Below are 13655 nucleotides of genomic sequence, written 5' to 3'. Positions count from 1 at the left end.
TCATGAACACAGAACATCAGCACCACGCCCGCCACGCTCCGGTCGTCACCCACCTGGACGTGATCCCGGTGGCCGGCCATGACAGCATGCTGCTCAACCTCAGCGGCGCCCATGGGCCGTTTTTCACGCGCAACATCGTGATCCTCAAGGACAGCGCCGGGCATATCGGCGTAGGCGAAGTACCGGGGGGCGAACGCATCCGCGAAACCCTGGAAGACGCGCGCAGCCTGGTGATCGGCAAGCCGATCGGCCAGTACCAGGCCATCCTCAATGCCATGCGCCGCACCTTTGCCGCCCGCGACAGCGGTGGGCGCGGCCTGCAAACCTTTGACCTGCGCATCACCATCCATGCCGTCACCGCCATGGAAGCCGCACTGCTCGACCTGCTCGGCCAGTTCCTCGAAGTGCCGGTAGCGGCGTTGCTGGGCGAAGGCCAGCAACGCGATGCAGTGAAGATGCTCGGCTACCTGTTCTACATCGGCGACCGCCACCAGACCGACCTGGCCTACCGCAGCGAAGCCGACGCGGACGACTGGTTCCGCCTGCGTCACGAACCGGCCATGACCCCGGATGCCATCGTGCGCCTGGCCGAAGCCGCCCAGGCCCAGTACGGCTTCAACGACTTCAAGCTCAAGGGCGGCGTGCTGCGTGGCGCCGAAGAAATCGAAGCGGTCACCGCGCTGGCCGAGCGCTTCCCCGACGCACGCATCACCCTCGACCCGAATGGCGCCTGGTCCCTCAAGGAAGCCATCGCCCTGTGCCGCGACCAGCATCACGTGCTGGCCTATGCCGAAGACCCGTGCGGCGCGGAAAACGGCTACTCGGGGCGCGAAGTCATGGCCGAATTCCGCCGCGCCACCGGCCTGCCGACCGCCACCAATATGATCGCCACCGACTGGCGCGAGATGGGCCACGCGATCCAGCTGCAATCGGTGGACATCCCCCTCGCCGACCCGCACTTCTGGACGATGCAAGGCTCGGTGCGCGTGGCGCAGATGTGCCATGAATGGGGCCTGACCTGGGGCTCGCACTCCAACAATCACTTCGATATTTCCCTGGCGATGTTCACCCAGGTGGCCGCCGCCGCACCGGGCGATATCACCGCGATCGACACCCACTGGATCTGGCAGGACGGCCAACGACTGACCAAGGCGCCGCTACAGATTGTCGACGGCCATATCCAGGTGCCCGCCAAGCCGGGCCTGGGGGTGGAGATCGACATGGACGCCGTGGCCCACGCCCACGAACGCTACAAGGGCATGGGCCTGGGCGCGCGCAATGACAGCGTCGCCATGCAGTTCCTGATTCCCGGCTGGAGCTTCGATAACAAACGCCCCTGCCTGGTGCGCTGAGCCGATGCCCGCGAAAAGTGACAGCCCGAGTGGCGTCAACCGTTGATCAACGAGAAGTGCGCGCCCACCCCGGCGCGCACGCCCTCGGCCACCGCCAACGCCACGGAACCGGCGGCCAGTGACGCATCGCCACAGGCAAACACGCCGGCCACGGAGGTCTGGCGGGTTTCGTCAGTGTGCAGGTAAGGACCGGTGGGGCCGTCGACGCGCCCGCAGCCCAGTTGTTCGGCCAACGGGCTGAGCCGGGTCCGCGACATTATGAACACCCCATCCAACTGCACGATTCGGCCGTCAGCCAGTTCCAGGTCGGCACGCTCACCGCTGATGCGCGTCACGGCTGCGCTTTCCACGCTGACACCGCGCCGGTCCAACTGCGCCTGTTGCTCGGCATTCGGCGTGAACACGCCATTGGTGAACAAGGTCGTGCTGCCCCAGTCCGGCAACATCAGGGCATGGTGCATCGCCAGCGGCGAGGTGGCCAACACGCCGATGCGCCCTTGGCCCAGCTCATAGCCATGGCAATAAGGGCAATGGAACACCCGCTTGCCCCAGCGCTCCTGCAAGCCGTCAATGCCGGGCAATTCATCCACCACTCCGGTGGCCAGGATCAGCCGCTTGGCCTGGAACCCCCCATTGCATTGGGTGCGCACGCTGAAACCGCCCTGCTCCGCCTCCGCCTGGACCACGCTGTCCTGCACCCAGGTGACCGTCGGGTACTCCATCAACTGGCTGCGACCTTCGGCGGCGATAATCCCAGGCGCCTGGCCGTCCTGGCCGAGAAAGCCGTGGGAGGTCGCCGCAAACCGATTGCGCCGCAGCCCCGCATCAATCACCAGCACCTTGCGCCGCGCCCGCGCCAGTTGCAGGCCCGCTGACAGGCCGGCGTAGCTGCCGCCCACGATAATGACGTCGTGCATCATGGAAGTGACCCCGTGTTGGCGCGCGCGGTGGTCCGTGCGCTTTCACGACACACCATAAGTTACGTAAAAATACCGCGTCAAGTGTCTCGCAACTTTTTAGGTTACGAACGATACTCCCGACCGAATCGACTTGAGGGTTTTTGATGAGAAATGACACCCGCCTCTCGCGCATGCTGCATGTGCTGATCCATATGGGCCGCCATGAAGCGCGCGCCACCTCGGAGACCATCGCGCAGATGCTCGGCACCAACCCGGTGGTGGTGCGACGCACGCTGGGGCTGCTCAAGGAAAAGGGCTATGTGCGTTCGGAAAAAGGCCATCAGGGTGGCTGGACCCTGGGCAAGCCCTTGAGTGAAATCACCTTGCTGGATATTCACAACGCGCTGGGCACGCCGTCGATCTTTGCCATCGGCCTATCCACCGATCACCCGCAATGCCTGGTGGAGCAGGCGGTAAACGCGGCGCTGACCGACGCGTTCGACCAGGCCCAGGCCTTGTTGCTGGCGCGCTTGGGCGATGTGACATTGGCGCAACTGGCAGATGACTTTGACGAGCGCTACCGCATCGCCATGGCGCCCTGATCGCGTTATAACCCGCGCTTGCGCAACCACTGCAGGAACCCCTTCTTCGCCGGCACCACCGGCGACTCCTGGGTCATGACCTGCGCAGCATGGATGCGGAAATCCAGCAGTGCTTTCATCGCTTCGCCGATGTCATGCCGCGCATCCAGGCACGGCTTGAGGTATTCCTTTTCGATACGGTACAGGGTGCAGAAGGTCTTGGCGGAGAAGTCCGCCGGGGTGGCCTCGTCGGACAAGATCCCGGCTTCGCCAATCACTTCCCCCGGCCCCATGCGCCCGGCCTCGAACTTGTGCCCGCCCTTGACCAGCATCACCGAGACCACGCCGGATTCCACGATAAACAAATGGTCGCTGACCTCCCCCGCCGGCAGGATCATTTCACCGGCACGGTAGCTGTGCAGGGTCATGTTCTGGCTGAAGGTGTCTTTCTCTTCCTGGCGCAACGTGGAAAAAATCGACGAGCGTTCCAGCAACGCCCGCGCACCGGACACCGCCGGCGGCGCGCTGCTTTCAGTGGCGGACAACAGCCCCACGCCCGCCGCCTGCAAATGCCGGAAGGCCAGGTCATACAGCTGGTTGCGCACCTCGCGCTTGAGCGGCATCGCCGGCACGAACCCGCTGATTTCGTACTCCACGCCCCCACTGGCCGAGGTCTTGAACGCCACGCTCGGCGCGGGCTTGGCCAGCAGCGGCCGGCAACCTTGCATCGCGCGCTCCAGCGCCTCGATCACCGTTTGCGGGCGTGCATGAGGGCTGACTTGCAGGCACACCGACAAGCCGAACATATCCGCCGGGCGCGAAAAGTTGATGATCTTGGCCTTGGCCGCCAGGGAGTTGGGAATCACCGCCATGCTGCCCTGGGAGGTTTGCAGCCGCGTGGCGCGCCAATCGATGTCAGTGACACGGCCTTCGGTACCGTCGATGGAGATCCAGTCATCCAGCTGGTAGGGCTTGGTGGTATTGAGCACGATCCCGGAAAACACATCACTCAAGGTGCTTTGCAAGGCCAGGCCGACAATGATCGCCACCGCGCCGGAAGTCGCCAGCACGCCCTTGACCGGGAGGTCGAGCACATAGGCCATGGCGGCGATGATCGCGATCAAGAAGATCACCGCGCCCATCAAGTCCTGCAACAACCGCCCGGTATGCCCGACGCGCTGCATCATCAAGGTGCCGAGCAACACCGTGAGGGTCCGCGCGGCGAACAGCCACCAGCCGATCTGCAACGCGGTGGCCGCCAGGTGCAAGGCCGTGTTGTCGGCATAAGGCGCCAACTGCATGGGGTTCATGCCGTCGTTGAACAGCACGGCGCTGAATACCGCGAAGATCACCAGCCGCGCCGCCAGCTTCCAGTTGGCCAGGTTGGCGGAAATCAGGCGCCATACGGCGATGTCGATAAAGATCAGCGCCAGCGCGCATAACATCGGGTGATCAGCGATAAATGAGGGCATCCAGGCGACTCCAGGGTGAATGACGGGAAGATCGCATGAAATGGGGATGCGGGGTATAGCGCAGAACAAAATGTGAGGGCGAGCACGCTCGCTCCCACATCAGGTTTGGCGTCACCTTTGAGTCAGTGCTACATCCGCCCGAACTTACCCGATTGGAAATCGGCAAACGCCTGATGAATCTCCTGCTCGGTGTTCATCACAAAGGGACCATGCCCAACGATCGGCTCGTCGATGGGTTCGCCACTGAGCAGCAGCACCTTGGCGTCGTCATTGGCCTCCAAGGTCAGTTGGGTACCGTCACGCTCGAACACTGCCAATTGCCCCTGGCGCGCAAGCTCTTGGCCATTGACCAGCACTGTACCGCGCAGGATCACCAGGGCGGTGTTGCGTCCGGCATGCAGGTCCAAGCTGAGCGCCTTGCCAGCATGCAGGCGCAGGTCCCACACATCGATGGGCGTGAAGGTGCGCGCCGGGCCTTGGGTGCCCGCAAACTCACCGGCGATCAGGCGCAATTGCCCGGCCTGGTTGGCCAACGGCAACAGCGGAATATCACCGTCGAGAATCGTCTGGTAGCCGGCGTCGGCCATCTTGTCCTTGGCTGGCAGGTTGACCCACAGTTGCACCATCTCCAGTGCCCCGCCGCTGCGGGCGAAGGCTTCGGAGTGGAATTCCTCGTGGAGGATGCCCTTGGCGGCGGTCATCCATTGCACGTCGCCCGGGCCGATCTTGCCGCCGGCACCGGTGGAATCACGGTGTTCGACTTCGCCGTCATACACGATGGTCACGGTTTCAAAACCGCGATGCGGGTGTTGGCCGACGCCGCGACGTTGCTCAGTGGGGGTGAAATCGGCCGGGCCGGCGTGGTCCAGTAACAGGAATGGGCTGATGTGCTTGCCCAGGGTGTCGTAGGAAAACAACGTGCGCACCGGAAAGCCATCGCCGACCCAATGGGTGCGGGGGCTGGTGTAGATGCCGATCAGTTTCTTCATGGTGGTCCTCCAAAGTGCCTACACCATAAGTCGGCATAAGCTGAAGTACTAGCCGGTGAAAGCAGCTTGGTTCGTTCTACGTATAGGACAATCCACTGACCCGGCGCTCACGTGCCAATGGGGAAGCCCTATACGCCGCCAACACCTGGCACGCTTGGACCCGCCCAATCGGCGCGCTACTGCCGTCACGTAAATAGCTCAACGACAAGCCGCCAAAGGTCATGCCTACCCCATCCCCCTCTTAGCCAACCGTTGGCACTGTCACGCTCATCACCACAATCCGCCGCGTGATATTGCGCAGGGCTCAGGTGAAACCGACGGTCTGCATCGCGCGTCGGGAAGGCGCCGGGGCATCCGACAGGGAAATAGTCCGAGGGCTGGTCATCCCTGGCCTATGTGCTGATTGGCGGAGTCCTGGTGGGCACCGTGTTGACCCCTGTTGTTTTTGCCGGCGCTGTGCAGCCTGGTGCTGGGGCGGGAGAAGCAGATAAGTGTCGAAACCTCCCACTTGACGGCCGGATAGCCTTCCGGGACACCGCTCTCCAAGGCTATACCGCCCCCCTGTGGCGAGCGAGCTTGCTCGCGTTGGGCCGCGAAGCGGCCCCAGTCCAGGCGATGGGGATGTTCAGGTCAATCGCGTTGTTTGCTTCAGAGCTGCTGCGCAGCCCAACGCGAGCAAGCTTGCTCGCCACAGGGGAGATGCGATCATCGGTTAAGAGGGGCTCACCCACACTGAACGGATGAGCGCCTATCCCGGTCAGCCCTTTGAAAGCTCCATGATCATCCGGCTCAGCAAGTAGACCCGCGGCGCGACACTTTCCACTTCCGCATATTCTTCAGGCGTATGAATGTTGCCGCCGACAATCCCAAAGCCATCCAACGTCGGTGTCCCGACCCCGGCCGACAAACTCGCATCCGCCGCGCCACCACTGCCTTCAATCGTCAACTGCTTGCCCAATTCCGCATAAATCCCTTGGGCAATCGCCACCAACTTGTCTGACTCCGGTGTCTGCGGCATCGGCGGCAAGCCGCGTTGCAAACTGGTCTTCACTTGCGTCTCGGGAATCAACTTGTTGGCCGACACCCGTGCCAGATCTTTTTCGATCCGATCGAACTCTTCAGGTAATGCCGCGCGCACGTCGGCCTTGGCGATGGCTTGATCGGGGATGACATTAGTGCGATCCCCGGCCTTGATCACAGTGAAGTTGATGGTGGTTTTCTTCTCTTCATCCCCCAGCTTGCCCAGTTGCAGGATCTGATGCGCGGCTTCCATGGCGGCGTTGCGTCCCAGTTCCGGGGCGACGCCGGCGTGGGCGGCCTTGCCTTTGACTTCGACCACCGCGGTGGCGCTGCCTTTGCGCCATACCACCAGGCCGTCCGCCGGCCGGCCGGGTTCCAGGTTCAGGGTGACGTCGTGGGCCTTGGCGGTATTGCGGATCAGCTCGGAGGCGGCGTCGGAGCCGGTTTCTTCGCTGGCGTCGAGCAGGAAGGTGATTTGCGCATAGTCCTTGAAGCCTTGGTTTTTCAGGACCTTGAGTGCGTAGATACCGGCGACGATGCCGCCCTTGTCATCCATCACGCCGGGGCCATAGGCGCGGCCGTCCTTGATGTGGAACGGGCGCTCGGCAGCGGAGCCTTCCTTGAATACGGTGTCCATGTGGGCCATCAGCAGGATCCTGGCCTTGCCGGTGCCCTTGAGGGTGGCAATCACATGGCTGCTGTTGGCGGCCGCATCCGGCACGCGCTCGATACTGAAGCCCAACTGCTGGAGTTCATCGACGGCAATGTCGCTGACCTGGGTCAGGCCCGGCCCGTAGCCGGAGCCCGAGTCGATATTCACCAGGCGCTCCAGCAGTTTCAGGGCATCGGCCTTGTACTGTTCGGCGTCTGCCTGGATCTGTTTATGGGGTTCGGCGCTGTAGGCCGGGAACGTGAAGGACAAGGCCAGGGTCGCGGCCAGAAGGGTACGGGGGAAGGTAAAAAGCATGCAACGGTCCTTGTTTTTATAGGGAGGTTACGCCACACCCTACCCCACTAGACCGACCGCAACCAAGCCCCCTGCACCGCACTGACGCAGTTGCGCCCGCTGCTCTTGGCTTCGTACAACGCCAGGTCAGCATCATTGAGCCAACTGGTGGAGTCGGCATGCGTGAGTTGATAAGGGGCCAGGCCGATGCTCAAGCTGGCGCGCAAGGTCGGGTCCTGGGCGTAGGCCAGCGCGTTGAAGCGATCACGCAGGGCGTCCATCACTTCGGTGGCACGGTTGAGCGGCATGCCCGGCAGGATCACGCAGAACTCATCACCGCCGTAGCGCCCGGCCAGGTCGGCGACACGCAGGTTCTGGCGCAGCACCTTGCTGAGCTGGCGCAGGACGATATCGCCAGTGACATGGCCGTAGGTATCGTTGATCACCTTGAAATGATCGATGTCGATCAACGCAATGGCCGCGCCCTGCTGCTCGCGCCGGCAGCGCTGAAACTCGATTTCCAGATGGTCCTTCCAGGCGCCGTGGTTGAGCAGGCCAGACAAGCTGTCGGTGCGGCTCAGGGCCAGCAGTTCACGCTTATGCCGTGCAAGGTTCAAGGCCTGGCGGTAGCAGATCCAGCCCAGGGCCAGCGGGTAAAGCATGAGGATCGGCAGGCACGCATAGAGCTGTGCCGGCGTGGTCAAGGCAATGAACGCGGGGGTGAATATCAGCAGTGATACGCCAATCCCCAGCCCCTGTGCCACCCAGCCCATCAGCATGAAACGCGGGCCGCCGATGGCGACGTTGTTCATGGTCATTATCGACAGGGTGGTGACGCTGGGCAGCGGGTTGAAGTGCATGGCACCGACCCAGAAGCCGCCGCAAAAGGAGTCGAACAGAAGGTTGCGGCGTTCACTGCGCAGGGCCTGGGGCGCGCGCAATGTGGACTGAAAGGCCAGGTGCGGCCATACGAAGGCGTTGAGGATCATCCAGACCCACACCCATAGGGGCGGGTTCACTGGATACATGCCAAACGCCACGCACACAAAGCCGAGCGTCAGCCCCAGGGTGCGGGATTTATACAAGCGTGTAGCGAGCGGAAATCCCTTTCCTCCGGCGGCCGGCATGCTCTGATGATCCTATATGAATGCCTGGAGTCTATCAGGGCGGCGGCAATACGCCACTACCGCTTATAAGCTTACAGCCCTGCCGGGGAAAAACCCCGCGCCAGCATCAACGCCACCCCCAGCAACAGCGCGGCCGTGACCCGTTGTAACAACACCCGCCGCCGGGGGTTTTCCAGCACGTGCCGGATGCGCTGGCCGAAATAGCAGTACAGGCAACCGCTGGCACATTGCAGCAGCAGGAAGGTCAGCCCGAGGATGGCGATGTCCGTCGTCGAGCGGTGCTCCCCTGCCCCGGCGAATTGTGGGAACACGGCGCTGAACATAATGAGGGTCTTGGGGTTGGAAAACCCCGTCAGCAAGCCCTTGCCGAACAGGCCGCGCGCGCCCTCGACACTGCCGGCGGTGTCGATTGGCAGGCCGTTGCTGGTCCACTGCTTGTAGGCCAGGTAGAGGATATAGGCCACGCCGACAATCTGGATGCCCTGGGTAATCGCCAGGTTGCCCTTGATCAGTTCGGAAAACCCCACGGCGAAGATCAGGATCGAGATCAGGTACGACACGCTGGCACCGACCTGCGCCGGGATCGAATTGCGCAACCCGCCCTTCAAGCCCAGGCTCAGCAGCAACAGGGTCATGGGGCCTGGGCTGAACGTCAGGGTGGTGCAAAACAACAGAAAGTAGAGAAACGAAGATAGCGTCAATGCGCTGGTCATGGCCCTGGCTCCTGGGATCAGACAGCCGCAGATGGGCCGGATGCCGCGCAGTCTAGGACAGCGGCATTGCGCAAGGCAGGTAAAGTAATGCCTAATTCGCCCGAACTTCACCGGTAAAATGACCGGCAAAGACAAGGAAGCCTTATGTTGGTAACCCCCATCGCTTTTGTCGACGGCACCCCCAAGGTGCAGCAGATTGTCGACGCGTTCAGCCAGTCCATCGAGCAAGGCGAATGGGCACCCGGCAGCAAATTGCCGTCGGTACGTGAGTTGACCGAGACCCTGGGCGTCAGCAAATTCACCCTCAACGAAGCGCTGGATCGCCTGCGCGGGCGCAACCTGCTGACGTCCAGCCAAGGCCGCGGTTTCTTCGTGGCGATGGACACCGCCCGCCCCGCCTCGGCGGCCTGGGTCGACCTGCTGCCCCAGGACCTGCTCAGTGTGTTGCGACGGCCCTTGGTCAGCGCCGGCAGCGACCTGCGCCCCGGCGGCGGCCACTTACCGGAAAGCTGGCTGGACAGCGAGGCGATTCGCCAGGCGATGCGCAGCGTTGTACGTGCGCCATCGCTGCGTATCGCCGGGCTGGGCACGCCGGCCGGGCTGTTGCCGTTGCGCCAGGCGCTGCAACATAAGCTGCACGGCGAAGGCTTGTCGGTACCGGTGGAGCAAATCATCACCACCCCCAACACCGTGCAAGGCCTGGACATGCTGATGCGCCTGCTCGCGCGCCCCGGCGACACGGTGCTGCTGGACGCACCGTGCTACTTCAACTTCCACGCCAACCTGGCCCTGCACGGGGTCAAGGTGTTGACGATCCAACGTCGTCCCGACGGTTTCGACTTCGCCGCCCTCGAACAGCTGCTGGCCGAGCACCGCCCCAGCCTGTACCTGACCACCAGCGTGCTGCACAACCCCACCGGGCATTCCTTCAGCCCCGGCCAGGCGTTTCGCCTGCTGCAACTGACCCAGCGCTACCACTGCCATATCATCGAGGATGACCTCTACGGCGACCTTCACCCCAACCCGCCGCCCCGCCTGGCCGCCCTCGCCGGGCTCGACCAGGTCACCTACCTGTCAGGCTTCTCCAAGATCCTCAGCGCCAACACCCGCGTCAGCTACGTGGTGGCGGCGCCACAATTGGCGGCGAACCTGACCCACATGAAGTTGATGAGCGGCGGCGTGACCTCCGAGCTGTTCGAGCAGATCGTCTACCGCATGCTCAGCGAAGGCAGCTACGCCAAACATCGCAAGCGCATGGTGCAGCGCCTGACGGAGGCCGGTGGGCGCGTGGAGCAATGGCTCAAGCGGTGTGGCTGTGAACTGCCGATGGGGTATGAAGGCGGGATGTTCATCTGGGCGCGCCTGCCCGCCGGTGTGGACGGCGAGCGCTTGGCCCAGGTCGCATTGAAGCAAGGCATGGTGCTGGCGCCCGGCGCACTGTTCGGCTACGACCCGGCCCATCGCGACTCGATGCGCTTCAATGTCGCCCACAGTGATGAAGCGCAGGTGCGGCAGCTGTTCGAGGCGCTGCTGCTCAAGGCGTGACGCGCCCCAGCCGTGCCAGGTGCAGCCGGACGCAACGCCCTGGCTTCCTCCAACAGTGTCTGGATCACCTGCTCCTGCTCGTCATAACGGCCCTCTCCCCAATGGCTGTAGCGCCTTTTGCCGGTGGCGTCGAAGAAGTAATGGGCCGGCCAGGCCTGGTTGTCGAACGCCTGCCAGATCCTGAAGTCGTTATCGATAGCCACCGGGTACCCGATCCCCAGTTTCTTCACCTGCTGACGCACGTTATCCAGCACTTTTTCGTGGTCGTACTCGGGGGTGTGCACGCCGATCACCACCAGGCCGTCCTTGGCGTACTTGTTCGCCCACTGGTTCACGTACGGCAAGCTGCGCTGGCAGTTGATGCAGTCGTAGGTCCAGAAATCCACCAACACCACTTTGCCCTTCAGCGCGGCCGCATCAAGCGGCGCTGAGTTGAGCCAGGCCACGGCACCGTCCAGGGACGGCATGGTCGGGTTGGACTGGCTGAAAGGCTCGGCGTCGACGGCTTTGGGCAGCAAGTAACATAAGGCAGCGGCCAGGGCCAGGCTCGCGAATAAACAGCAGATGGTCCGGGTCTTCATCACAGCGTCCTCGGCAGGTGTTCGATGACGTCCATTGAGCCTGCGCGAGGTATCCGGATTGTGTCGAAAAAAGCCCGCGGTATCGGTATTTTAGCCTCACCGTGTATCTGCTTATCGCCAGATACACTGGCATACAAAGGGCACAAGGCAAGGCACCGGGCAGTGACTAGACTGCGCAGCAATAATGACTGCCTGAGGAAAACAGCATGGACCACGTCGATCACATCCTGATCGTGGATGACGACCGGGAGATCCGCGAACTGCTCGGTCATTACCTGAAGAAAAACGGCATGCGCACCAGCGTGGTCGGCGACGGTCGCCAGATGCGCAGCTTCCTCGACACCACCCCGGTGGACCTGATCGTGCTGGATATCATGATGCCCGGCGACGATGGCTTGCAGCTGTGCCGGGAACTGCGGGTCGGCAAGCACAAGGGCACGCCGGTGCTGATGCTCACCGCGCGCAACGATGAAACCGACCGCATCATCGGCCTGGAAATGGGCGCGGATGATTACCTGGTCAAACCCTTCGCCGCACGCGAGCTGCTGGCCCGGATCAACGCGGTGCTGCGCCGCACGCGCATGCTGCCGCCGAACCTGGTGGTCAGCGAAACCGGGCGCCTGATCCGTTTCGGGCGCTGGCGCCTGGACACCACCGCGCGCCATCTGCTCGATACCGACGACACCCAGGTGGCCCTGAGCGGCGCGGAATATCGCCTGCTGCGCGTGTTCCTGGATCACCCGCAACGGGTACTCAACCGCGACCAGTTGCTCAACCTGACCCAGGGTCGCGACGCGGACCTATACGACCGCTCCATCGACCTGCTGGTCAGCCGCCTGCGCCAGCGCCTGCTGGATGATGCCCGCGAACCGGCCTATATCAAGACCGTGCGCAGCGAGGGTTATGTGTTCTCCCTGCCGGTGGAAATCCTCGGGGCCGGACAATGAAGTGGCGCCTCGGTTGGCCACGCACGCTGGCGTCGCAGTTGTCGCTGATCTTTCTGGTCAGCCTGGTGTGTGCCCATGGCCTGTCCTTCAGTGCGCAGTTCTACGAGCGCTATATCAGCGCGCGCACCACGATGCTGGATAATCTGGAAAACGATGTGGCCACCTCGGTGGCAATCCTCGACCGCCTGCCCGCCAATGAGCGCGCCAGCTGGCTGCCGCGCCTGGACCGGCAGAACTATCGCTACCTGCTCAATGCCGGCGAAAGCGGCGAACCGATGAACAGCGATGACATACCAATGGCGGCCGCGTCGATCAGGCATGCCCTGGGCGAGCATTACACCCTGACCTTGCGCACGATCCCCGGCCTACAGAAACACTTTCAGGCGCACCTGACGCTGGCTGATGGCAACCCGATCACCCTCGACGTACGCCCCGCCGCCCCGCCCGTTGCTCACTGGTTGCCGGTGGTGCTGGTCCTGCAACTGGCGCTGCTGCTCGGCTGTACCTGGGCGGCCGTGCGCCTGGCCATCCGCCCGCTGACCCGTCTGGCCCGCGCCGTGGAAACCCTCGACCCGAACGCCCACCCGACGCCCCTGGACGAAACCGGCCCCACCGAAGTCGCCCACGCCGCGGTCGCGTTCAATGCCATGCAGCAACGCATTGCCGAGTACCTCAAGGAACGCATGCAGATCCTTGCGGCGATTTCCCACGACCTGCAAACCCCCATCACCCGCATGAAACTGCGCGCCGAACTCATGGAAGACTCCACCGACCGCGACAAACTGTGGAGCGACCTCGGCGAAATGGAGCATCTGGTGCGCGAAGGCGTGGCCTACGCGCGCAGCGTGCACGGCGCCACCGAGGCCAGTGCACGTATCAACCTCGACGCATTCCTCGACAGCCTGGTGTTTGACTATCAGGACATGAACAAGCACGTCAGCCTGTCTGGCAGAAGCGCTCGGGTCTTCGACACCCGCCCCCACGCACTGCGCCGCGTGTTGGTCAACCTGGTGGACAACGCGCTGAAATTTGCCGGCAGTGCCGAGCTGGAAGTGGGCGTTACGGCGACGGGCGAACTGTCGATCAAGGTGCTGGACCGCGGCCCCGGGATTGCCGAGGGTGAACTGACGCAAGTGCTGCAGCCGTTTTACCGGGTGGAAAACTCACGCAATCGTGGCACCGGCGGCACGGGGCTGGGGTTGGCAATTGCGCAACAACTGGTGGTGGCGATTGGCGGGACGCTGACCTTGAGCAATCGTCTGGGCGGCGGGTTGTGTGCCGAGATTCGCCTGGGTCGGCCAGTCAGTCGGCCGCGCAAAGACTTATAATGCGAAGGGGCTTGGTCGACACCTCACGATCCTCCACATATGGCAAATACTAAACTGCCACCACGGACAAAGACCGCTTCACCTAAATTACTTATCACGCGGCGGTTGCAGAAGCTGAGTGCAACACGGTTATTGATTTGAAGCTGGAGCATGAT

Annotated in this window: 11 protein-coding genes and 1 pseudogene; 5 read left to right on the top strand and 7 right to left on the bottom strand. The window is 63.1% G+C overall.

Going from position 1 to position 13655, the window contains the following annotated elements; translation table 11 throughout:
* Nucleotides 1–2 precede the first annotated feature (2 nt).
* Entirely contained in the window at nt 3–1352 is a 1350-nt protein-coding gene (gudD, locus tag ACODSV_RS21805) for a glucarate dehydratase (RefSeq protein ID WP_069076418.1), read from the top strand.
* Nucleotides 1353–1387: 35 nt separating this feature from the next.
* On the opposite strand, the gene ACODSV_RS21800 is transcribed toward gudD, so the two are convergent.
* Complete coding sequence (locus ACODSV_RS21800; RefSeq protein WP_150095225.1) at nt 1388–2272, bottom strand: NAD(P)/FAD-dependent oxidoreductase; 885 nt, start codon at nt 2270–2272, stop codon at nt 1388–1390.
* Nucleotides 2273–2415: 143 nt separating this feature from the next.
* Between ACODSV_RS21800 and ACODSV_RS21795 the strand changes: the two genes are divergently transcribed.
* On the top strand, nt 2416–2853 hold the full coding sequence (locus ACODSV_RS21795) for an Rrf2 family transcriptional regulator (protein WP_024074931.1): 438 nt from the start codon (nt 2416–2418) through the stop codon (nt 2851–2853).
* Nucleotides 2854–2858: 5 nt separating this feature from the next.
* Here ACODSV_RS21795 and ACODSV_RS21790 read toward each other — a convergent pair whose 3' ends face one another.
* The 5 genes from ACODSV_RS21790 to ACODSV_RS21770 form a co-directional block, all read right to left on the bottom strand.
* Nucleotides 2859–4304, bottom strand: a complete 1446-nt coding sequence (locus ACODSV_RS21790) for a mechanosensitive ion channel family protein (protein WP_024074930.1) — start codon at nt 4302–4304, stop codon at nt 2859–2861.
* Between the two features lie 128 nt (nt 4305–4432).
* Nucleotides 4433–5293, bottom strand: coding sequence for a pirin family protein (locus ACODSV_RS21785; protein ID WP_024074929.1), 861 nt, complete (start codon nt 5291–5293; stop codon nt 4433–4435).
* Nucleotides 5294–6050: 757 nt separating this feature from the next.
* Nucleotides 6051–7280 carry a M20/M25/M40 family metallo-hydrolase gene (locus ACODSV_RS21780; protein ID WP_150055743.1) on the bottom strand — a complete coding sequence of 410 codons (1230 nt, stop codon included), beginning with the start codon at nt 7278–7280 and terminating at the stop codon, nt 6051–6053.
* A gap of 47 nt (nt 7281–7327) precedes the next feature.
* A complete protein-coding gene (locus ACODSV_RS21775; RefSeq protein ID WP_150055742.1) occupies nt 7328–8386 on the bottom strand; it encodes a diguanylate cyclase in 1059 nt (352 codons plus the stop codon).
* A 71-nt stretch (nt 8387–8457) separates the two neighbouring features.
* Nucleotides 8458–9099, bottom strand: a complete 642-nt coding sequence (locus ACODSV_RS21770) for a LysE family translocator (RefSeq protein WP_150055741.1) — start codon at nt 9097–9099, stop codon at nt 8458–8460.
* 144 nt (nt 9100–9243) lie between these two features.
* On the opposite strand from ACODSV_RS21770, the gene ACODSV_RS21765 reads away from it, so the two are divergent.
* The gene (locus tag ACODSV_RS21765) at nt 9244–10644 is read left to right on the top strand and encodes an aminotransferase-like domain-containing protein (RefSeq protein ID WP_150055740.1); all 1401 of its coding nucleotides are present in this window, start codon (nt 9244–9246) and stop codon (nt 10642–10644) included.
* Between the two features lie 35 nt (nt 10645–10679).
* Here ACODSV_RS21765 and ACODSV_RS21760 read toward each other — a convergent pair.
* A pseudogene (locus ACODSV_RS21760) lies at nt 10680–11114 on the bottom strand (thioredoxin family protein); the annotation flags it as partial.
* Between the two features lie 317 nt (nt 11115–11431).
* On the opposite strand from ACODSV_RS21760, the gene ACODSV_RS21755 reads away from it, so the two are divergent.
* Both ACODSV_RS21755 and ACODSV_RS21750 read left to right on the top strand, forming a co-directional pair.
* A complete protein-coding gene (locus tag ACODSV_RS21755) occupies nt 11432–12172 on the top strand; it encodes a response regulator (RefSeq protein ID WP_150055739.1) in 741 nt (246 codons plus the stop codon).
* The gene (locus ACODSV_RS21750; RefSeq protein WP_150055738.1) at nt 12169–13500 is read left to right on the top strand and encodes an ATP-binding protein; all 1332 of its coding nucleotides are present in this window, start codon (nt 12169–12171) and stop codon (nt 13498–13500) included. Before ACODSV_RS21755 ends, ACODSV_RS21750 begins: the two co-directional genes overlap by 4 nt.
* Nucleotides 13501–13655 lie beyond the last annotated feature (155 nt).

The organism is Pseudomonas sp. FG86, assembly GCF_057808775.1.
The sequence above is the reverse complement of the archived record's forward strand: the minus strand, read 5'-3'. Positions and strand labels throughout refer to the sequence as shown.